The organism is Gammaproteobacteria bacterium, assembly GCA_014075255.1.
Taxonomy (GTDB): Bacteria; Pseudomonadota; Gammaproteobacteria; order UBA4575; family UBA4575; genus JABDMD01.
On record CP046178.1, the window covers coordinates 2,136,966 to 2,158,931 of the forward strand.

The following is a 21,966-nucleotide window of genomic DNA, read 5'->3' on the forward strand; positions in this document are numbered from 1 at the left end:
AGACCGGGGGAGTTTTAAAAAGCTTACACGCGAATAACCACTAAATTATTGTGGCTAGTAGGCAGCCGAAAATAGTTATCTAATTATTTTTGTGCCACTAATCCAGATTCTTTAAAGAGAGAGATGTGTGAGACGAGTTTTTCGGCATCTACGAAGGTGATAATTCGGAAATTTCGATGCTCATTGCCACTTGTGTCGTAAAACAATAACGCTGGAGGGCCAATTAAACCCAATTTTTTTAGTAACTCTTTATCGATATTATCGTTATCTGTTACGTCGGCTTTCAACAATACAAAATCTTGTAGTGCTGCTTGTACATTAGAGTTTGGGAAAGTTTCGCGGTCTAATTGTTTGCAATAAATGCACCAGTCTGCATAAAAATCTACAAGTACGGGTTTACCTTCTGCGCTAGCTTTTGCTATTTGTGCATCTAGGTCCTCGACACTTTTAAAATATTCAAATTTAAATGTTTTGGTGTCATTTGATGAAGGTGAAATTGTGGTGTTTACCATCTGCACATTGTTAGCAGATATCTTCTGCAGAGGTTGTAATAAGCTGGTGCCACCACTTGCCGCACCTATGACTAAAATAGCTCCATATACAAATGCAATTAGTCCTAGTCCTTTGCTGAATTTAGACCAGCCGTTTGCCCCTTCTTTAATTGCATCCCAGGCACCCATATAAATAGCGGAAACTATTAGCAATGCGCCTGTCATCAGTAGAATGATAGATGCAGGGAGAATGCGATCGAGCATCCAAATGCCCAAGCCAAGTAAAAGTACTCCAAAAACTCCTTTAACAGTGTCCATCCAGGCACCCGCTTTAGGTAAAAGTTTTCCTGCTGAAGTTCCTATGGCAAGAAGTGGCGCGCCCATACCCATGCTTAAAGCAAACAATGCTGAGCCACCCAACACATAGTCTTTAGTTGAAGATATATATAACAATGCACCTATTAAGGGTGCGGTGACACACGGGCCGACTATTAAGGCTGAAAGAAAACCCATAATGCCCGCGCCTATATATGTGCCACCATCTTGACTAGAACTGAGGTTATTCAATTTAGATTGAATGCTGCTTGGCATTTGTAATTCGTAAAAACCAAACATAGCTAGGGAGAGTAAAACAAAAATTCCAGCAAATACGCTAAGTACCCATGGGTTTTGAAACCAAATTTGTACATTCTCGCCATAGTAACCAGCACCCATTCCTGCAAGGGTATAGGTAACTGCCATCGCGAGCACATAAACAAGCGAAAGGGTGAATGCCTTTGATGTAGAAAGATTTTTACCTTGTCCAACGATGATGCTGGAAAGGATTGGTATCATCGGAAATACGCAAGGCGTAAACGCAAGTAATAGACCCAAGCCAAAAAAGATAGCAATAGTGGACCAAAAACTTCCATTTGCTAGTGTGCTTGCTATTTTGTCTTGTTCAGATGTAAATTCAGCACCCGATCCAGAACCACCAGAAGTCGTGTTTGCACTCCCTCCGCTAGTTGAACCTGCAGCAGCAGCGCCACCGGAAGAATCTAAATTTACCGTTATATTTTTAGTGATCGGTGGATAGCAAAGTCCTGCTTTAGCGCAGCCTTGATATTTGAAAATTAAATCTACACTACTGGCATTAGCCGCTAACGTTGTAATAGGGATCTCGGCATTAAATTCATGATCAATGCTTACAATAAGACCAAAGTATTCATCTTCTTTTTCTTTACCTTTGGGTAACGGAAGATTACCTAACGTAAGTTGTGATTCATCTGCTGGCGCAACACTAATCTTATCTTTATATAAGTAGTAACCATCTTGAATTAACCAATTGGTCTTGATCGTATTGCCATCACCTTGTGTAGCCGTTACAACAAAGGCGACATCAGGATCTAAAAATTCCTCTTCTTCTTCACCTGCAAGATTTGATAGCGGGCTATCGGCCCAAGAAACGGTGCTGATGAAGGTAAAAAGTAATAGTAGAGAGATGCGTAATATTTTCATGATGTTGTTTTCGTTGTTAGTTCGTTTGTTAAGTCGTTCATTAACCAGTCTAAATAATCTTTTGAGCCGTTAGTTATTGGAGTCGAAATAATCTCAGGAAGTTCGTAAGGGTGTTGTGTTTTTATATAACTTTCAAGTTCTGGGTAGCATTTATCAGTCGTTTTAATAATGGCTATATGCTCCGTTTCTTGGAAAATTTTCCCTTCCCACATATAGATGGATTGCCCTGCAGCCGCAATATTTACACAAGCTGCCAGCTTTGCCTGCACCATTTCCCGAGACATCCGCTGAGCGGTGTCTATATCTGGAAAAGTGGTTAGTACCAGGATGGGCGAGCTCATGTTTTGTTTCTAATTGGCGATGATCATTGAATTCATGTTGGGTGTTGAAGTTTGAGGTGTGTGCCCTCATATTGCCAGCATAGACCCTACAAAATGGGCCCTCAAGCTACGGAAATCAAAGTTATATGTCGGCGGTTCGAATTCGTATTTTTCCAATTTTAATGGCCTTGTTCTTGGTGATTCCAATCATCGAAATCTACCTGTTAATTAAGGTGGCAGGCATCATTGATTGGCTGCCAACCATTGGCCTTGTAGTATTGACCGCAGTTATTGGCGCATCCTTACTGCGTAGCCAAGGGTCACAGACCTACATGCGTTTTAATCAAGCACTTAGTGAAGGTAGGGCGCCTGCAAATGAGATATTAGAAGGAGTGGCCTTGTTAATAGGAGGTGCGCTATTACTTACGCCAGGCTTCTTCACAGATCTGATTGGTTTCTTCTGTTTGCTACCTTTCACACGCCGGCCTGTGGCAACCCTTATCGTGAATCGTTTCAACTTTATGTCTGGTCCCATGTCTGGGATGAACATGGGTGGTTTTGGCCCGCCACCATCAGGCTCCTCGCCCGATGCATCTTCAAGCAATGAGCCAGGAAATACGCCAGGCAATAAGCCCGGCAATGTATATGAAGGTAAAGTGACTCACCGTTCAGATGAATGATCGGAGTGTATTTGGGCACTAAGGTGATTTTTCTAGAAACTACTTGACTTCAAAAAACTCATTCGTATGATTAGCACTCATTGAATGAGAGTGCTAACAATAAAAGCACCCATATAAATACTATTTAAAATTAATAAATTAACCCCTTATTAGGAGGCGTCAATGAATTTACGTCCTTTGCATGACCGCGTGGTCGTCAAGCGTATGGAAGAGGAAAAAACAAGCCCAGGTGGCATTGTAATTCCTGATTCCGCTACAGAAAAACCAAGTAAAGGCAAAGTTGTTGCAGTAGGTAATGGAAAAATTACTGAAAGTGGCGATGTTCGCAAATTAGATGTGAAGAAAGGCGATACGGTTTTGTTTGGTCAATATTCCGGTCAGTCAGTGAAAGTAGATGGTGACGAGTTATTAGTGATGCGTGAAGACGACATCATGGCCATTATCGAAAAGAAATAAATTTTGTAAAAGATAAACAAATTTAGGAAGGAATTATCATGGCAAAAGAAGTACTTTTTGGCGAAGACGCTAGACAGCGTATGGCACAAGGTGTCAACGTTCTAGCGAACGCAGTAAAAGCAACATTAGGCCCTAAAGGTCGCAATGTTGTATTAGATAAATCATTTGGTGCACCTACCGTAACAAAAGATGGTGTATCCGTTGCTAAAGAAATCGAACTTGCAGGCAAGTTTGAAAACATGGGCGCGCAGATGGTGAAGGAAGTTGCTTCACAAACATCAGACATCGCGGGTGATGGCACCACTACTGCTACCGTACTTGCGCAAGCTATTGTACGTGAAGGTATGAAAGCGGTTGCGGCGGGCATGAACCCAATGGATCTCAAGCGTGGCCTAGATAAAGCGGTAATCGCAGCTGTAGAAAGTTTACATAAATTGTCTAAACCTTGTACGGATAGTAAAGCGATCGCTCAAGTAGGCAGCATCTCAGCAAACACTGATGTATCCATCGGCGACATCATTGCTGAGTCAATGGATAAAGTGGGTAAAGAAGGTGTTATTACCGTTGAAGAAGGTAATGCATTAACCAACGAACTTGAAGTGGTTGAAGGTATGCAGTTTGATCGTGGTTACTTGTCTCCATACTTCATCAATAACCAAGACAGCATGACGGCTGACATGGAAAACCCATTCATTCTTTTACACGACAAGAAAATTTCTAACATCCGTGAGTTATTACCATTGTTAGAAGGTGTTGCAAAAGCGGGTCGTCCATTATTAATCATTGCTGAAGACGTTGAAGGCGAAGCCTTAGCCACTTTAGTTGTGAACACTATTCGCGGTATTGTTAAAGTTTGTGCGGTGAAAGCTCCAGGCTTTGGTGATCGTCGTAAAGCCATGTTGCAAGACATCGCAGTATTAACAGGCGGCACGGTAATTGCGGAAGAAGTGGGCTTATCTCTAGAGAAAGCAACACTTGATGACATGGGTACTGCAAAACGTATTAATGTTTCTAAAGAAAACACAACCGTTGTAGATGGCGCTGGTAAAGCGAAAGACATCAAAGGCCGTGTTGATCAAATCAAAGCACAAATCGAAGAAGCTTCTTCTGACTACGACAAAGAAAAACTACAAGAGCGCATGGCAAAACTTGCTGGCGGTGTTGCAGTAATTAAAGTAGGTGCGGCGACTGAAGTAGAAATGAAAGAAAAGAAAGCACGTGTTGAAGATGCATTGCATGCAACGCGAGCTGCAGTAGAAGAAGGTGTGGTTCCTGGTGGTGGAGTTGCGTTGTTACGTGCGCGTAAGGCACTTGATAACTTGAAAGGCGACAACCATGAGCAAGATCTAGGTATCGGCATTGCACGGCGTGCAATGGAAGAGCCTCTACGTCAAATCGTTACTAATGCAGGTGAAGAAGCTTCGGTAATTCTTGCAAAAGTTGACGAAAGCAAAGGTAACAATGGTTACAACGCTGCAACGGGCGAATTTGGTGACATGATTAAGATGGGTATTCTTGATCCAACTAAAGTGTCTCGTACTGCACTGCAAAACGCTGCATCCATTGCAGGCTTAATGATCACTACTCAAGCTATGGTGGCAGAAGCGCCAGCGCCGGAAGAGCATGATCATGGCCCAGCGATGGAAGACATGGCAGGCATGGGTGGCATGGGCGGAATGGGTGGAATGCCTGGAATGATGTAATCATTTCTGTTCACATCTGTGAAGAAATTGAGGCCTCGCAATGCGGGGCCTTTTTTATGGCTGTTATATAATGTCTGCTTACGACCCAAAGCGGACATAAGGCGAATGTTTAGTAATACGGATAAGCTAAAATGAAAATTCAAGAATTTGTACCCTATCTCAGCGTAACGGATGCTAATAAGGCGGTTGCCTTTTATTCCAAAGTATTTGATGTCCCACCAAGGCTGCTCTTAAAGATGCCAGATGATCGAGTAATGCATTGCGAGTTTCGGATAGGTGACGCACGTTTTTTTGTTAGTGAAGAGTTACCTGAACATGGTGGGACTCCAAGCCCTAAATCATTAGGCTCTACCAGTGTAGCAATTCATCTTTATGTTGCAGATTGTGATCAAATTGTTGAAAAAATGAAAATTAATGGTTCAGAGATTCTAGCAGAGCCAGAAGACCTGTTTTGGGGTGAAAGATTTGCTCGTGTCCGCGATCCATTTGGACATGAATGGGGAGTAGCTACGCTCTTAAAAGAAATGACACCAGAAGAAATCCAAACAATAGCTTCAAAAGTGTTTGAAGAAATGCAGGGCTAATATATTTTTCTTAATGACCGCTATTGGCCGAAAGCAGACACAGCACAACATTAGCCTCTAGGGCGGAACTATTTGTATGTGAGTTATCTAATTATAAGTAGACAATATTTCTTAAATAAATCTAATGGAGTTGACAATATGTGCAAGATAATCGAATTAAAATCAATAGGTGCTGTATTACTGTTTAGTGCATTTATGATTGCACCCGTAATTGCGGAAAATAATCCTTTCAATGAAACTGATCTAACTTCTGAATTCTTAGTTGCTGATAGCCACGGCGGCAAACACTGTAAAATAAAAAAAATGGATACGGATGGTGATGGGTCGGTAAGTAAAGAAGAGTTTATGTCCCATGCAGAGAAAAAGTTTAGTCGCAAAGATAAAAATGACGATGGCGTTCTAGGTGCGGATGAAATGAAACACAGGAAGCATCATGGTGAAGGCAAATCAGATAGCTAAATTCTATAGAATTAAATTACAAGAAAGGCGAACCATTATTGTTCGCCTTTTTATAAAGAAAGTAGATTAATTTGTCCGCTATTGGCCGAAAGCAGACATTGGGCAGAAGAGTTAATTTGATGGCATCATCCACGATGCGACTCATATTCGCACATCCATGTGCTCACTAAATTTTTAGATATTTGCGTCCTTTCCTTTTTTGATACGTCTTTACTACTAACTCAATCAATTTATATGGAGTCAGTACCATGAGACTACAATTAGCCTTAAACGTAAGAAATATTGAAGAAGCCGTACACTATTACTCAAAACTTTTCGATACACCGCCACATAAACGTAGAGCGGGATATGCAAATTTTGCAATTGGCAACCCGCCGTTGAAATTGGTCCTGATTGAAAACCCCAGTGCGGATGACCGAATTAATCATCTTGGAGTAGAGGCTGAGCAGAATGAGAATTTGGATGCAGTGATGAAGCGACTCGAACGTGATGGCATTGCAGATACAATTGAAGACCAGACTACGTGCTGCTTTGCAACACAAGACAAAGTATGGTCTACCGAGCCGCAAGGATTGAGTTGGGAGTGGTATACCATAACCGATGATAATCCCAGTGAAGCCAATATCTCTAAATCAAGCGTGTGTTGTGCATAAATGGCGGAACTCGATACCACCTGGGATGAATTGCGATCCAAGTTAACTCGCTATGTTCGCAGCAAAGTGGATGTCGATGTATCTGAGGATTTAGTTCACGACATACTCTTGCGCGTTCTACAAAACGAGGAAGCTTTATCTAATGCTGATAACCCTCTTGCATGGATGTACAGCATTGCCAAAAATAGAATTACTGATCATTATCGTAAACAATCTATGATAAATACTAAAAATGAAATTGTTGATTCAGAAAGTATGCCTGACAGTGTAGATCATGACTTTGCTAAATGTTTGAGGCCGCTCTCAGACCGGTTAGAACCAAAATATAAAGAAGCTTTGCTATTAGCAGACTTTAATGAAATTAAGCAATCGGTTGCAGCTGAACGAATTGGAATTTCAATTTCAGGTATGAAGTCACGTGTACAGCGAGGACGTGCAAAATTGAAAGAAGAACTTTTAGCCTGTTGTGCAGTGGAGAAGGATCGCTTTGGAAACGTGATCGACTATAAACGTAAAGACAGGTCTAATAAGGATCAATGTTGTTAATAATCGATGATTGTAGTGTACAGTTTTAAATTATGAGAATTGATCCTGCCAGTCATTTGGTCGTTGGAGTGCGTTATGCGCCTTCACCAAATTATGATGGGCGACCAGAAGGTGCACCGCTTTCTTTAGTAGTGGTTCATAATATTAGTTTGCCACCGAATGAGTTTGGTGGGCCGTATATTGAGCAATTGTTTACCAATCAATTGGACCCCAATGAGCATCCATACTTTGAGGAAATTAAAGATCATAAAGTTTCCGCACATATTTTAATTCGACGTAATGGAGAGGTAGTTCAGTTTGTGCCTTTTAATAAACGTGCATGGCATGCGGGGGAATCAGCCTATAAAGGTTGTGAAAATTGTAATGACTTTGCCATTGGCATTGAATTGGAAGGTGCAGATGAAACGTCTTATGAAGAAGTGCAATACTCGGTGTTAGCTACATTGGTTGATTCACTTAGGATGACCTATCCGTCGTTAAGTAAAGAAGATATTGTGGGTCATTCTAATATTGCGCCGAGTAGAAAGAGCGATCCGGGGATGTCTTTCCAATGGAAAAAATTTCGAGATCTTCTGGCCTAAGACCTGCTCTAGCATTCAACTGGCAGAACTTCCGCGAGCTTTTGGCCTAAAACTTTAATAAAGCGCGGCTGTTTAATCTTTTGGTCTAAAAAGATCAAAATGTATGTAACAGGCATAAGTCTCTTAGGTATTCAGCCTAAGAGCTTTCTTTGTTTTTCTCTACCACAAGTTTTTGCCAATGTTTATTTACGTAACCCTCGACGGGTTTAAAATTAACTTTGTAATTCATTTTTTGGCTGGCTTCGATCCAATAACCAAGATATAGATAAGGTAGCTTTAATTCTATTGTACGTTGTATCAGTTGTAGAATGGCTACGGTGCCCAATCCACGCTTTTCATATTCAGTATCATAAAAGGTATATACCGCAGATAACCCTTGAGGCAATACATCATATACGGTAACCGCGATTAATTTTTTATCTAAGCGAAATTCGAGCAAGTCAGTTTCTGACCAAGTGCCTAAAATGAACTCTTCGTAATCATTTCGAGTAGATTGGCTCATGGGTCCGTCGCTATGCCGGTTTTGAAGATATTCTACATATAAATCGAAGTGCTCTTGCTTGTAATTATTCTTTACCTTACTGATTTCAAGGTCTAGATTAAGTTTTAATGCACGCTTCTTTGAGCGATTGGGTTTGAAATCATCTATGCATACTCGTGTGGGTACGCATGCATTGCATTCTGGGCATTGTGGGCGATAAAGGTGGCTGCCGTTTCTACGAAAGCCATAGTCAATTAACCAACTATAGGTTTGGGTAGAGATTTCTTTGTTCGGATCAGCGAAAATATTAATGCTGTAGCGGTTGGGTAAATAACCACATGGATGGATGGGGGTTTGATAAAAATCCATGTTGCTATTATTAAGCCGGTATACTTAATTTACCAATAAATAATAATTTGTAAGTACATAACAAAAATCATAAATGTATAAGCAACTGCACAGTACGTTATCGGCGATCAGCCAAGACCAACAGCTAGGTCTTTTAGCGGGCGGTAGTATTGGAATTGAGAAAGAATGTTTGCGAGTAGATAAAAATGGAAAATTATCACAACAGCCGCACCCTGCATCGTTTGGATCCGCACTAACAAATTCTTATATCACAACAGATTTTTCTGAAGCTTTGCTAGAGCTGATTACACCGCCTGAGCAAAGCGTCTCCGCCGCGCGAGACTGTTTGCAAAAAATACATCAATTCGTTTATTCACAACTTGAAGATGAATCGCTTTGGAATGCCAGCATGCCATGTGTCGTCGCAGGTGAAGATGGAATACCGATTGCGCAATACGGCAGTTCGAATCAAGGCATGATGAAGACAGTATATCGTCGTGGCCTGGGTCACCGATATGGGAAGATGATGCAAGCCATAGCGGGCGTGCATTTTAACTATTCTGTGCAAGAAAAATTTTGGCCGTATTATCGCCAACTACTGAAGCAAGAAGAGATACCGTTACAAGATTTTATTTCCGAGCAATACTTTGGTTTGATCCGTAACTTAAAACGTTTTGGGTGGTTAGTGTTTTATTTGTTCGGCGCATCCCCCGCAATCTGTAAAACGTTTTTAAGCGGTCAGCCCAGCCAACTCGAAAAGTATGACAGTAATACGTACTACTTACCGTATGCCACTACATTACGTATGGGCGATATTGGTTATACCAATAAAAAAGAAAATGAGACCGGTGTGCAAGCCTGCTACGACAGTTTGCCTTCCTATATTAAATGTTTAACTAAAGCGATCGAAACGCCTTGTCAGGAATACCAAAAAATCGGTGTAAAGGTAGATGGGAAATACCGTCAACTGAATGCCAATATTCTGCAAATAGAAAATGAGTACTACAGTACAATTCGACCTAAACAACCCTTGGTTAAAAATGAAAAACCGATACATGCGCTAGGGGAGCGAGGCGTACAGTACATTGAGCTAAGATCATTAGATATAAACGTATACGACCCATTAGGTGTGAGTGATTCACAGTTGTATTTTCTGGAAGCCTTCATGTTGTTTTGTCTATTGCATGAAAGTCCGTTAATCGATGCAAATGAGCGCAAGGCGATGGATGATAATGAAAGCAAGGTGGCACATGAGGGCCGAGATCCAGCACTTAAGTTAGTTCGTAATAGTGGACCTGTTTCGCTGCAGGGTTGGGGGAGTGAATTATTAAGCGAGATGCAGGCAATGTGCACTATCCTTGATCAGCAAAACAGCACAACTAAATATAGTGATGCACTGCAACAGCAACAAGCGGCTATAGACGATTCAAGTCTGACGCCATCGGCGAGAGTGTTGCAAGATATGCAAGATAATCAGGAATGCTTTTTTGAATTTGCTAGTCGAATATCTATGCAGCATGAAAAACAACTGCGCAACAGTACCTTAAGTGAAAAAGACATGATTTTCTTCCAAAACCATGTGCGACAGTCGGTAGAAAAACTAAGACAAATTGAGGCATCCGACACACAAGCGTTTGATCAGTTCCTGCACAATTACTTCTCAAACACAGTATCTGAACAGGAAGTGACGGTATGAACAGAGTTGGAGTTGTTGGAGCAGCGTTATTAGGACTCATTCTTATGAGTGGTGCTGCACATGCAGAAATTTTCAAATGGGTGGATGCTAATGGCAAGGTCCACTACAGCGATCGTAAAGTTGATACCCAAGCGAAAAAGGTAAATGTAAAAACAGGTACCTCTACACTTACTCAAACTCAAACTCAAACTCAAACTCAAACTCAAACAAATCAGAGTGTTGAACAACGCTTAGTGCAGCAACAAAAGTATGTGAATTTTCTTACATCTGAGCGTATTGAACGACAAGAAAAGCGCCAGGAAGCACAGCAAGAAGAAGATAAGAAAAGAAAGTTATGTGCTGCAATGCAGGACAAGCTTAAGAGTTATTCACAAGGTAACTATCGTTGGTATGAGTTGGATGCGAAGTCTGGGGGAAGACAGTACCTTTCTGACGACCAAGTAGAGCTAAAAAGACAAGTGTTGCAAACTGACCTAAAATCCAACTGTAGTTAATAGCTAGCTACAGCTGGATCCTATAAAGCTAAAAATTATCTGCCATAATTATTTTTATCTGCGATGTGCAGGTGGGTACGGCGCATAACCTACTTCGTAATCATCTCTAGGCCAAAAACGATTTTTCTTTTCATTTTTGTAACCACAATCAATGATCCTCTTGTGGCATAGTGTTTCACGCCACTCATATTTATAAAAATTCTTCGCTAGTGCACTGCGATTAGCATTAAACTGTACACGCCGAACATGTGAGGTTGCGTGGTCGCCGAATCCCGTGCCAGCTTCTTTTTCTGCTTGCTCTGCTAAAACGGAGTCATTCGCAGCGCCAGAAGAGTCATAAGAACGATTTGGTGCTGGTGCCCTGGATTTGTTCACTGTTTGCTTTTTCTCACGTTTAGTAAGAAACGGCTGTTTTTCCTCAAACACTGCAACAGCAATTACACCCATGGCAGAATCATCGTTAAAAGCTTGAGCGTAGGAGTCTTCTATATCGGTAAAGTAAAAGCGATGGATATCTTTACTGCTCGTACGCCAACCTGCATAAGATTGTGATTCATATGGGCCAAGAATATACATATTCTCATTGTGTTTTAACTTAGACTTTTCGCCAGAAATGATATTCCGACCATCCACTGCGATAACTAAGCCAAGGCGCTGGTTTGAGTGGTTGCGTATATTCAAAGAATAATTTTCTCCATTAATTGCTTCTACATACGCGCGATATTCATTTTTGAGGCGTCGCTGTGATGCCGGATAGATTGAGAAAGAACTACCGTTATCAGAGATAATCTCAATTTCTATTGGCTGATAGTTTTGATTAAATTTACTCGATGCTAAGCAAGGAGCTGTTAAACTAAGTGCTAACGAAATCCATAGCCATCCAAATTTTAAAAATTGCCCGTTAACGTTGAATCTGTTCATCATGTCGAATTCCTTTTAAGTATTGGTTCTTAAGCCTATAAACGTAATAAGTATTCAAATGGGTTAATTGGGAAAGGATTTATTTTGCAGGTAGCTAAAAATACTCCAGTAATTAAGGATTTAGTGCTAATAGGTGGCGGGCATAGCCATGTTGCAGTACTAAAGAAATTCGGTATGAATCCCATATCGGGTTTGCAAATTACCTTGATTACACGTGATGTTCATACCCCTTATTCGGGAATGTTGCCGGGTTATATTGCAGGTCATTACAGTTATGATGAAAGTCATATTGATTTACGTCCACTGGCTAAGTTTGCTGGGGCACGTTTAATACATGTTCCCGCCACTTTTTTAGAACTTGATAACAAACAAGTAATATGTGGGGATCGCCCTCCGATAGCGTATGACGTGCTTTCAATTAACACTGGATCTACACCATCGCACATAGAAGTTCCTGGCGCGCAGCAGCATGCTTTAGCGGTTAAACCCATCAATGAGTTTTTGCAAGGTTGGGATGCTTTGATGCTAAATGTGCTTAAGCACAAAGGTGAATTTAAGGTTGCAGTGGTTGGCGTGGGCGCGGGAGGGGTCGAGGTAGCCTTGGCGACACAATTTCATTTGCAGCAGTTATTACGTGAAAATTCTTTAACAGCTGAGAACCTTCGTTTTGATTTAGTTACAGGAAATGGTTCCATTCTGCCCACCCATAACGCATCTGTGCAACACCGCTTTAGACGCGTGCTATCAGAGCGTGGGGTTACTTTACAGAAGGGAAGTAAAGCAAAGCGTGTAAATGAAAATGCTATTGAGTTGGATAATGGTGAAACTTTGCAGGCTGATGCCATTATTTGGGCCACACATGCTTCTGCGCCTGCTTGGTATAAAGAATCAGGCTTGGCAGTGGATAATAGAGGCTTTATAAAAATAGACAGTTCTCTGCAGTCGGTGTCACACAAAGATGTATTTGCAGCAGGCGATATCGCAACCGTAACCAATTATCCGCGCCCTAAGTCAGGCGTGTTTGCAGTGCGTCAAGGGCCACCGCTATATAAAAATATAAGACGTGCTCTGACGAACAAATCACTGAAAAAACATGTGCCGCAAATTAGTTTTCTAAGTTTGATCAGCACCGGTGATAAGTGTGCAATAGGCTCACGCGGGATTTTTACCTTTGAAGGCGCTTGGATTTGGAAGCTCAAAGACTATATTGATCGTGAGTTTATGCGTAAATATAACGAGCTTCCAGAAATGGAACATGATAAAGATCCAATACATAGTGAATTGGCTAGTGCGGACGCCTTAAAAGAAATCTCCGCTATCGCTATGCGCTGTGGTGGCTGTGGCGCCAAAGTGGGCAGTAATGTTTTAAGTCGTGTGGTGAATCAACTTACTACCGTAAAACGTGATGATGTCATATTAGGTTTAGATGCACCGGATGATGCAGCCGTACTTGAGGTGCCACCCGGTAAAGTGCAGGTGCAATCGGTAGATTACTTCCGTTCTTTTGTTGACGACCCTTATGTTTTTGGACAGATTGCAGCGAATCATAGTTTAGGCGATGTTTTTGCAATGGGTGCAGAAGCACAAGCGGCAATGGCTATTGCGACCGTCCCCTATGGCAAAGAAAAAGTGGTTGAGCAGCAGTTACACCAAATGATGGATGGTGCATTGCAAGTTTTAAATCAACACAACGCTGCATTGATTGGTGGGCACTCTAGCGAAGGAGCCGAGCTATCTTTTGGTTTGAGTGTTACTGGTTTAATTGAAAAGCAAAAATTATTGGCGAAGGGGGGCATGCAGGTAGGCGATGTCATCATCATTACTAAACCAGTGGGCACCGGAACTCTGTTTGCCGCAGATATGCGTGGCAAGTCTAAAGGCCGTTGGATTACCCAAGCCATAGAGTCCATGATTCATTCTAATCATGCAGCAGCACAATGTTTATATAATTATGATGTGCATTCTTGTACAGATGTTACCGGTTTTGGGGTGTTAGGCCATTTGGTAGAAATGGTACGCGCCGGACAGGTGGATATTAGTATTGATATAAATAATTTACCGGTTCTTGATGGCGCATTAGAAACTATGCAGTTGGGTATATTCAGTTCTTTGCAACCATCAAATGTGCGGTTACGGCGTGCAATTAAAAACCAAGATGTAGCCATAAAGCATGAACTCTATCCCTTATTGTTTGATCCTCAAACTGCGGGAGGCTTACTTGCAACGATTCCTAAGCAACATAAAGATGCATGTGTGGCTGAACTGCATCAGCTTGGTTATCAGCATACCTGTGTGCTTGGTGAAGTTGTGCAACTTAGCGATGCAATTGAAAGTGTAATGATTAATCTCTAGGCGGAAATATTAGTAGTGGTTAATAAAATAATTTGGCTAGTAATATTTTTTGCAGTGCTTGTTTGGTCAGGAATTAACCCTAAAGATCAATTCACATGGTTCTTAGAAGTAGCACCTGCATTGATTGGTCTTGTTGTAATAGTTTTTACTTATAAAAGTTTTCCTCTAACAACCTTGCTATACGTACTTATACTCTTTCACTGCGTGATACTTATGGTGGGTGGCCATTACACTTATGCAGAAGTGCCATTATTTGATTCTTTTAAAGAGTGGTTTGGTTTTGCGCGAAATAATTACGATAAAGTTGGCCACTTTGTGCAAGGGTTTGTCCCTGCTTTAATAGCAAGAGAAATTATAGTTCGTAAAGATATTATCCCCCGTGCTTTTTGGCAATTCTTTTTCATAGTTTGTTTTTGTTTAGCCTTTAGTGCTTTTTATGAACTAATCGAGTGGTGGGCTGCTATAGCAGTTGGAGAAGATGCTGAAGCATTTTTGGGGACTCAGGGTTATGTATGGGACACACAGTCCGATATGGGCTTAGCTTTATTGGGCGCAATTATAGGTTTGCTTACATTAAGTAAGGTGCACAATAAGCAGTTAGCTCGTATATAAAAAGTATAAATAGATAAAAGAAAGCCCGCTAATTTTGTGTGAGGCGGGCTTTCATTGCAGGCTTATTTTTTGTTTGCGATGTTTCATGCGTCGAACCTTGCGTGTTGATGTTAATTTGCCTCGTTGAGTAGGGATCTACTTTTTCAAGACATTGATATTAAGTTACGCCAGGTCGATCTACACAGGTTGTTTAACAGCCTACGGTTCCAAACAACTAGTAAACATCTACAGTGAATACGTTACGACTTGTTGTTCGCCAGCACAATTAAAACTTCATTATGTTTCGAATCAATGGAATTAATATAAGATCAATTTGTGTGCTTACGCTAGTTTTTTGACATATGTGGCCAAGCCAAATTAATGGTATGTATTGTGATGCTTGGTATTTAATAAATTTATTAAAAACAATTAATTATTTTTTTCAAACTATTTTTTTCGTTCTTATATCTAAATAAGCTTGCTTTAGCCTGGCATGCTTTTGTAAGCTTGTTTAAAAATAGGTGATCCGTTTCGGTCTTTATTAGTAATTCACGTAAAGACCTTGTGTTGCCACATGGATAATAGCCAGGATAGGTTTTGCCGAGCAGTCCTATGGAACCATCAATGTCTGATGCGACTATAGGTAAGCCTGCAGCGCAAGCTTCTGAAACTACATTTGCGCCGCCTTCCATTCTTGAGCTTAGCACCATAAGATCTGCGTTTGCGTATAGTTTATTAATTTTCCAATGAGGCACTTCACCGTGCCACGTGTAGCGTAAATTATTTTGCATTTCTTTTTTAGCCTGTTCTTCCCAAACAGATGTATGTGCTTTGCCATAATGTATTACTCTAATACGCGAATCGTCGGGTAGTTTGCGTACAGCATAGGCAGCTCGCAAGGGATCTTTTTCTTCTCTTAAATGACCGATTACACAAACATCAAAATTGCGTTTATTTTTCTTTTCTTTTCGTTTAATGAATTCCGCAGACTGATGAACCACATGGATTTTTTTGTGAGCAGATTTTGGTAGAACTAAATACGCTAGATCGTGCAAGGTGATTAAAACATCGGCTTGCTTGATTGAACGCAAAGTGGGTTTAGGGTGGCTGTTTATAAATTTGTATAAATCTGTGCCAGTAAGTGCCACGATAAGTGGCTTTTGTGGAAATTGCTGTTTGAAATAATCTATTGATGCAGCACTTCTCCAGGCATGTAGCGCTATCATCGCATCATGTTTTTTACATATCTGGGATATATCATCACTGCTCGCCTTCACCGTTATCTTATGCCCTAGTTCGGTCAACATAGTTTTCCAACGAGTCGCGGTAACGCGATTACCTGAGCGAGAACTGGGTAAGGCGGGGGTTATAAGAATGATTTTCATACGTGTAAATATGATACCGCTATTGTATGGTTAGTGAATACTTTCTTACATATTTCTCTCTATAGTGAATTACCAAGACGCAACCATAGATAATATTTCCAAAGCCTTGCTCGATGTTCGTTCTAGAACTTTGGCATTGATAGAAGGGCTAAGCGATGAACAGTTGATGGGGAAGATACTGTCGACAGTGAACCCATTGAAATGGGAAATTGCGCATGCTGCGTATTTTCATGAAACCTGGGTATTGCGTCACTTGGGGCGTCAAGCGGTTGTAAATGAAGATGCAGATAAATTGTTTGATTCAATAAACATTCGTCATGAGGATCGTTGGAATTTGCCGCTGCCTAGTCTTAAAAATACATTCGAGTATATGAATAAAGTTCTACAGTATGAACTTGAGTTACTTAGAACTATTGAGCTGGATAGCAATGCAAAATATTTTTATTTGCTAGCGCTCTTTCATGAGGATATGCATAACGAGGCATTTATATGTACACGTCAAACATTGTCTTATCCAACACCAAGCTTTATTAAAGGTAAGGATAATTCGAAATTAAATAACCATGTAGTAGAAAATAAAAATGAAGATATAACTATTCCTGGTGGATTGTTTATGTTGGGCGCTGAGTTTGGAGATAAATTTATTTTTGATAATGAAAAATGGGCGCATGAGGTGAATGTTGCAGCATTTAGTATTGCTAAATATGCAGTGAGTAATGAGCAGTACTTAGAATTTGTTGAGGCAAATGGTTATTTAGAAAGTAAATACTGGGATGATGAAGCTTGGCAGTGGCGCAAAAAACATGATCTTCAACAGCCTATATATTGGGAAAAAGATTCTAGTGGCGATTGGTTTGTAAGGTTGTTTGATCAGTGGCAAGCTCTTGAATTAAACCACGCGGTTATTCATGTGAGTTGGCATGAGGCGCAAGCCTATTGTAAGTGGTCAAATCGGCGTTTACCTACCGAGGCAGAATGGGAATTTGCAGCGTCTTGTAATCCAAATGTGATCAATGATAAGCAGTTCCAAAAAAATATTTATCCAGGCGGAGACGATATAAAAAGTATCTTTGCAAACCTGGACTGCGCGCATTTAGGTACTGTAAATGTTGCGGCCTATCCAGAAAGTGACAGTGCATTTGGTTGTCGGCAAATGTTTGGTAACGTATGGGAGTGGACCGCATCGGTATTTGAACCCTATCCAGGATTTTCCCCAGATTGGTATAGCGAGTATTCGCGTCCTTTGTTTAAGCAGACAAAAGTATTGCGGGGCGGAGCATGGACGACACGTAGTCGAATGCTGCGCAACACCTTGCGTAATTACTATGGTGCAGATCGGAATGATGTGTTTGCTGGATTTCGCACTTGTGCAATGAGTTAAGCCATAGGTAATAACGAAAATGGAAAAGTATGTATGAATTGGTGGGGTAAATTACTCGGTGGTGCTCTAGGTTATGCGTTAAGTGAGTCAATCATTGGTGTCCTCATCGGGGTGTTGCTGGGCCACCAACTAGATAGAAGCGCTAGACCTGGCAAGGGTAGAGTTAGTCCTGGAGGTATAAACTTTGGTCGGGGCGCACAAGAGCATATACAAGCTACCTTTTTTGCCACAACATTTTCAGTGATGGGCCACATTTCTAAATCGGATGGGCAAGTTTCGCCTGAGGAAATTCAACTAGCGGAACAAGTTATGCAGAAAATGCGCTTGAGTAAGGATCAGCGCAGGTCTGCAATTGAAAATTTTAACCAGGGTAAACAAGAAGATTTTGTTTTAGACGATACACTTGAAGAGTTCCGTAAAACATGCAGTCGTAAGTTTGCGTTGATTCAGATGTTCATTGAGATCCAGCTACAAGCGGTCTATGCGGATGGTATTAAACAGCCTGGAGAAGAGCAAATACTACAACATATTTGTCTAGTTCTAGGTTATCCGGACGTATTACTGGCGCAGTTGGAATCGATGTTATTTGCAAGTCAGCGTAGTCAACAGTCATATCGTTCGAATAGTTCTTACGCGTCATCTAGCTCTGCACTAGAAGATGCGTATAAAATAATTGGTGTCAGCAAATCCGCTACTGATGCGGAAGTTAAAAAGGCCTATCGTAGATTAATGAATCAAAATCACCCTGACAAATTGATTTCTAAAGGCCTACCAGAGGAAATGATTGAGATCGCTACTAACAAAACAAAAGAAATTCAAAAAGCTTACGATTTAATTTCAGACACTAGAAAATAAATGAAAAACATACTCGCCATTTTTATTATTTTACAAATTTCACCAATTGCTATTGCAAATGAAGTTACGCATATTGGTAATCAGGAATTCAGAGAGCTAATGCAGCAGGGAGTTGCGGTTATAGATGTGCGTACAGTTTCTGAGTGGCAGAAAACAGGTGTAATCGAGGGCAGTCATTTGATAATGTTTTATGATGAAACTGGTAAGTACGACTTAAATGCCTGGTTAAATGAAGTGACTAAGATAGCCAAAAAAGACGAGGCATTGATTCTAATTTGTCATTCAGGAAGTCGTAGCAAGCAATTAGCTAAATACCTAACAAGCGTAGTTGGATATAATGAGGTGTTTAACGTTAAACGTGGTATTGCGCACTGGATAAAAAAGAAAAATTCCGTTGTAGCTCCACCCCAAGTTCATTAAGTTCATTAAGTTCATTAGTAACTATGAATTTTTCGTTTTAGAAAAATTCAATAAGCCATATAATTACATATAAGTTTTATAGTTTTGAAACTAATAAAGCTATAAAATATCTTATACAGATCCTTAGAATTTATTTAATAGTAGAAACGCCATGACCAGACCTTACAATATATTGATGTGGATGGTGGCATTTGTATTTGCTGCTGCTATTGCAATTACCTTTGTCTATGACCCGGTATTATTTGCATTTAAAACTAACCCTTGGTTTAACGCTTTAATAGCTTTAGTGTTAGTTATTGGTGTCGTGCATAACTTTCAACAAGTTATTAAGCTGTACAAGGAAATCTCTTGGATAGAAAATTTTCGTAATACTGCTGAGGTAAGTCAATCACTTGCAATTACACCGTTACTTGCGCCGATGGCACGGATGTTGTCGAAAAAAGATAATGATCAATTAACTCTTTCTACAATATCAATGCGATCTTTGTTAGACAGCATAGGGAACAGATTAGAAGAATCACGTGATATTTCGCGTTATCTGATAGGGCTGCTTATCTTTTTAGGCTTGCTAGGCACATTTTGGGGGCTATTAACAACAGTGAGCTCTGTAAGTGATGTGATTAAAGGCATGTCAGGGGATGGAGAAGATAGCCTATTATTATTTGAAAATTTGAAAATTGGTTTACAGCAGCCACTATCGGGTATGGGAATTGCATTTAGCTCTTCACTGTTTGGTCTAGCGGGTTCTTTGATACTTGGATTTTTAGACTTGCAGGCGGGGCATGCACAAAGAAGGTTTTTCAATGAATTAGAGGAATGGCTTTCCGAAATCACTCATTTATCTTCAGGAGCATTGCCTGGAGATGGTGAGTCAACGGTTCCTGCATTTGTTCAGGCCTTACTTGAGCAAACCGCAGATGGTATTAATAGTTTACAAAGAGAATTGAGTAGTCAAAATAATGAACGCACAAGGTTGGATTCACATTTACTCACGCTTACCCATCAGTTAGCTGAATTAAGTGAATACCTAAAGCGCGATCAGCAACCATTTTCTGAAGAACTCAGGAAAGAGTTACGAATTCTGACAAAAACCATAGCTGCATCGCTGGCAAATCAGCAAAAACCTAATTAGATATGCAGTATGGGATCTCTACACGGCGGACAGTAAATATCTGGCCAGGATTTGTTGATGCTTTAGCAGCGTTATTAATGGTAATAATATTTTTATTATTAATTTTCGCGGTAGGTCAACTGTACTTGACCGAAACGTTAAGTGGCAAAGAAAAAACCTTAGTTACTCTTGATAGACAAGTAGCACAGCTTGCCGATCTTCTCGCGCTGGAGAAATCGACTAGTAAAGAGCTTCAAGAAACAGTAGGGGATTTAAAATCACAGCTATCCGTAAAGACTAGAAATAACGAATTACTGCAAGCAGATGTTGAGCTGCTTATGGAAATGCGTGAACAGTTAGAAAAAGATGTGGCAAATTTTGTAACCAAGTTACATGAAAATGATGCAAACTTGCGTGCCGAAAAAGAGGTTTCTGAAAAGTCGCTTGCCCAAGTTGAGCTTCTAAATCGACAAGTTAAAGCCTTGCGTGAGCAATTAAGTACGGTGTCAAAAGCATTAGGGCTTGAGTTAGATGCAGAAACTGCAAGTATTGAAAGCCTCGCTGAACGCTTAAATGTTGCATTAGCTGAAAAAGCACAAGAATTAGCGCGCTATCGATCTGATTTTTTTGGTCGATTACGTGAGGTGTTGGGAGAGAATCCAGATATTCAAGTGGTGGGAGATCGTTTCGTACTGCAATCAGAATTGTTATTTGAAAGTGGTTCAGCTGATTTAGGTGAAAAAGGAAAAACACAAGTAAAGAAATTATCTGAAACTCTAAATAGTGTAGCCACAAATATTCCAGATGATATTGAATGGGTTGTGCGCATAGATGGACACACCGATAAAAGATCTATTAATACCAAAGAATATCCTTCTAACTGGGAGCTATCGACAGCTCGCGCATTGGCCATCGTTAGATATATGGTTGCCCAAAATGTGCCCGCTAAACGACTGGCGGCAACCGGGTTTGGTGAATTTCACCCTTTAGATGATGAGACTAACGAAGAAGCCTATACTAAGAATAGAAGGATTGAGATTAAGCTTACGTCCAGATAAATTAACTGAATTCATCACTGCGATACTGAATTGAGTTTTATACACATAAGAAATTCATATGGATATTTCTGAGTACTACCCGCGCGAAGCCTTTGCAAATCGAACTGTATTTATCACAGGAGGAGGCAGTGGCATCAATCTTGGTATTGCAAAAAGTTTTGCAGCTGTGGGTGCTAAAGTGGCTATCTGTGGTCGTAACGAAGAAAAGCTTGATGATGCAAAAGGTGAATTAGAAGCATTAGGTGTAAAAGCCCATGCAGTGGTTGCAGATGTACGCGATTACGATGCTTTGCAAGATGCCTGTGATGAAATACAAGGATCATTAGGGCCGATTACTGATTTAGTGTGTGGTGCAGCAGGAAATTTTTTATGCCCAGCAAATGAAATGAGCGCTAATGCATTTCGCACCATTGTTGATATTGATCTAAACGGTTCATTCAACGCATGTCGTGCTGCGTTTGAGCAACTTAAAGAAACCAAAGGTTGTGTGTTAATGGTTTCGGCGGGGCAAGCGTATGTTCCTTATTCTCATCAGGCTCATGCGGGTGCCGCAAAGGCAGGTGTGGAAAACTTGGCTAAGAATCTAGCGTTGGAGTGGGGTCACTACGGAATACGTGTAAATACGGTTGTGCCCGGACCTATTGAGGGAACTGAGGGTGTGAAACGTCTTACGGATGAAAAACAAAAACACATGTTGTTGCAATCAATTCCGCTTAAACGATTAGGGTTGCCTGAGGAGATTGGGCAGGCAGCAGTATTTTTGTCTTCGCCTATGGCGGCTTACATTACTGGTTCACAAATTGTCTGTGATGGTGGCATGAATCTTTCTGGTTCAGCTTTGTTTAATATGGGCCTAACCGAAAAAAAACAATCAAGCCAAAAAAGCGAATAAATAATTAATCT

Annotated in this window: 22 protein-coding genes and 1 pseudogene; 18 read left to right on the forward strand and 5 right to left on the reverse strand. The window is 40.7% G+C overall.

Translation table 11 applies throughout. The features are described 5' to 3' along the window. Window positions 1–83: 83 nt before the first annotated feature. The gene (gene dsbD / locus GKR92_10880; GenBank protein ID QMU62171.1) at window positions 84–1,988 is read right to left on the reverse strand and encodes a protein-disulfide reductase DsbD; all 1,905 of its coding nucleotides are present in this window, start codon (window positions 1,986–1,988) and stop codon (window positions 84–86) included. Then, a complete protein-coding gene (locus GKR92_10885) occupies window positions 1,985–2,329 on the reverse strand; it encodes a divalent cation tolerance protein CutA (GenBank protein QMU62172.1) in 345 nt (114 codons plus the stop codon). Before GKR92_10885 ends, dsbD begins: the two co-directional genes overlap by 4 nt. A gap of 161 nt (window positions 2,330–2,490) precedes the next feature. Between GKR92_10885 and GKR92_10890 the strand changes: the two genes are divergently transcribed. From GKR92_10890 to ampD, 8 genes are all read left to right on the forward strand, one after another. Next, complete coding sequence (locus tag GKR92_10890; GenBank protein ID QMU62785.1) at window positions 2,491–2,988, forward strand: hypothetical protein; 498 nt, start codon at window positions 2,491–2,493, stop codon at window positions 2,986–2,988. A gap of 162 nt (window positions 2,989–3,150) precedes the next feature. Then, window positions 3,151–3,444: a co-chaperone GroES gene (locus GKR92_10895; GenBank protein ID QMU62173.1), complete on the forward strand. Its 294-nt coding sequence runs from the start codon at window positions 3,151–3,153 to the stop codon at window positions 3,442–3,444. A gap of 35 nt (window positions 3,445–3,479) precedes the next feature. Next, the gene (gene groL / locus GKR92_10900; GenBank protein ID QMU62174.1) at window positions 3,480–5,147 is read left to right on the forward strand and encodes a chaperonin GroEL; all 1,668 of its coding nucleotides are present in this window, start codon (window positions 3,480–3,482) and stop codon (window positions 5,145–5,147) included. Between the two features lie 131 nt (window positions 5,148–5,278). Further along, window positions 5,279–5,731: a VOC family protein gene (locus GKR92_10905; protein QMU62175.1), complete on the forward strand. Its 453-nt coding sequence runs from the start codon at window positions 5,279–5,281 to the stop codon at window positions 5,729–5,731. A 138-nt stretch (window positions 5,732–5,869) separates the two neighbouring features. After that, window positions 5,870–6,190 carry a hypothetical protein gene (locus GKR92_10910; protein QMU62176.1) on the forward strand — a complete coding sequence of 107 codons (321 nt, stop codon included), beginning with the start codon at window positions 5,870–5,872 and terminating at the stop codon, window positions 6,188–6,190. A gap of 248 nt (window positions 6,191–6,438) precedes the next feature. Next, window positions 6,439–6,843, forward strand: coding sequence for a glyoxalase/bleomycin resistance/extradiol dioxygenase family protein (locus tag GKR92_10915; protein QMU62177.1), 405 nt, complete (start codon window positions 6,439–6,441; stop codon window positions 6,841–6,843). Next, window positions 6,844–7,389 carry a sigma-70 family RNA polymerase sigma factor gene (locus GKR92_10920; protein ID QMU62178.1) on the forward strand — a complete coding sequence of 182 codons (546 nt, stop codon included), beginning with the start codon at window positions 6,844–6,846 and terminating at the stop codon, window positions 7,387–7,389. A gap of 32 nt (window positions 7,390–7,421) precedes the next feature. Then, window positions 7,422–7,970 (forward strand): 1,6-anhydro-N-acetylmuramyl-L-alanine amidase AmpD, encoded by a 549-nt coding sequence (gene ampD, locus GKR92_10925; protein QMU62179.1) that lies wholly within the window; start codon window positions 7,422–7,424, stop codon window positions 7,968–7,970. 136 nt (window positions 7,971–8,106) lie between these two features. Here the strand turns inward: ampD and GKR92_10930 are convergent, their stop codons facing one another. After that, on the reverse strand, window positions 8,107–8,820 hold the full coding sequence (locus GKR92_10930) for an arginyltransferase (GenBank protein QMU62180.1): 714 nt from the start codon (window positions 8,818–8,820) through the stop codon (window positions 8,107–8,109). Window positions 8,821–8,893: 73 nt separating this feature from the next. Between GKR92_10930 and GKR92_10935 the strand changes: the two genes are divergently transcribed. Together GKR92_10935 and GKR92_10940 are read left to right on the forward strand one after the other, a co-directional pair. After that, entirely contained in the window at window positions 8,894–10,495 is a 1,602-nt protein-coding gene (locus GKR92_10935) for a glutamate--cysteine ligase (protein QMU62181.1), read from the forward strand. Further along, a complete protein-coding gene (locus tag GKR92_10940) occupies window positions 10,492–10,989 on the forward strand; it encodes a DUF4124 domain-containing protein (GenBank protein ID QMU62182.1) in 498 nt (165 codons plus the stop codon). The genes GKR92_10935 and GKR92_10940 overlap by 4 nt, the downstream gene beginning before the upstream one ends. Before the next feature lie 54 nt (window positions 10,990–11,043). Here the strand turns inward: GKR92_10940 and GKR92_10945 are convergent, their stop codons facing one another. Next, a complete protein-coding gene (locus GKR92_10945) occupies window positions 11,044–11,913 on the reverse strand; it encodes a hypothetical protein (protein QMU62183.1) in 870 nt (289 codons plus the stop codon). Window positions 11,914–12,015: 102 nt separating this feature from the next. Here GKR92_10945 and selD point away from each other — a divergent pair. Continuing rightward, window positions 12,016–14,262: pseudogene (gene selD, locus GKR92_10950) on the forward strand (selenide, water dikinase SelD). Between the two features lie 15 nt (window positions 14,263–14,277). Further along, on the forward strand, window positions 14,278–14,874 hold the full coding sequence (locus GKR92_10955) for a DUF2238 domain-containing protein (GenBank protein ID QMU62184.1): 597 nt from the start codon (window positions 14,278–14,280) through the stop codon (window positions 14,872–14,874). 398 nt (window positions 14,875–15,272) lie between these two features. On the opposite strand, the gene GKR92_10960 is transcribed toward GKR92_10955, so the two are convergent. After that, window positions 15,273–16,238, reverse strand: coding sequence for a TIGR04348 family glycosyltransferase (locus GKR92_10960; protein QMU62185.1), 966 nt, complete (start codon window positions 16,236–16,238; stop codon window positions 15,273–15,275). Window positions 16,239–16,344: 106 nt separating this feature from the next. On the opposite strand from GKR92_10960, the gene egtB reads away from it, so the two are divergent. The 6 genes from egtB to GKR92_10990 all read left to right on the forward strand — a co-directional run bounded on the left by egtB (window position 16,345) and on the right by GKR92_10990 (window position 21,955). After that, window positions 16,345–17,619: an ergothioneine biosynthesis protein EgtB gene (gene egtB / locus GKR92_10965; protein QMU62786.1), complete on the forward strand. Its 1,275-nt coding sequence runs from the start codon at window positions 16,345–16,347 to the stop codon at window positions 17,617–17,619. A 33-nt stretch (window positions 17,620–17,652) separates the two neighbouring features. Next, entirely contained in the window at window positions 17,653–18,474 is an 822-nt protein-coding gene (djlA, locus tag GKR92_10970) for a co-chaperone DjlA (protein QMU62186.1), read from the forward strand. Next, window positions 18,475–18,894 (forward strand): rhodanese-like domain-containing protein, encoded by a 420-nt coding sequence (locus tag GKR92_10975; protein ID QMU62187.1) that lies wholly within the window; start codon window positions 18,475–18,477, stop codon window positions 18,892–18,894. A gap of 151 nt (window positions 18,895–19,045) precedes the next feature. Further along, on the forward strand, window positions 19,046–20,026 hold the full coding sequence (locus GKR92_10980) for a flagellar motor protein MotA (GenBank protein QMU62188.1): 981 nt from the start codon (window positions 19,046–19,048) through the stop codon (window positions 20,024–20,026). 2 nt (window positions 20,027–20,028) lie between these two features. Continuing rightward, on the forward strand, window positions 20,029–21,063 hold the full coding sequence (locus tag GKR92_10985) for a peptidoglycan -binding protein (protein QMU62189.1): 1,035 nt from the start codon (window positions 20,029–20,031) through the stop codon (window positions 21,061–21,063). Window positions 21,064–21,121: 58 nt separating this feature from the next. Continuing rightward, entirely contained in the window at window positions 21,122–21,955 is an 834-nt protein-coding gene (locus GKR92_10990) for an SDR family oxidoreductase (GenBank protein ID QMU62190.1), read from the forward strand. The last annotated feature ends 11 nt before the right edge of the window (window positions 21,956–21,966 follow it).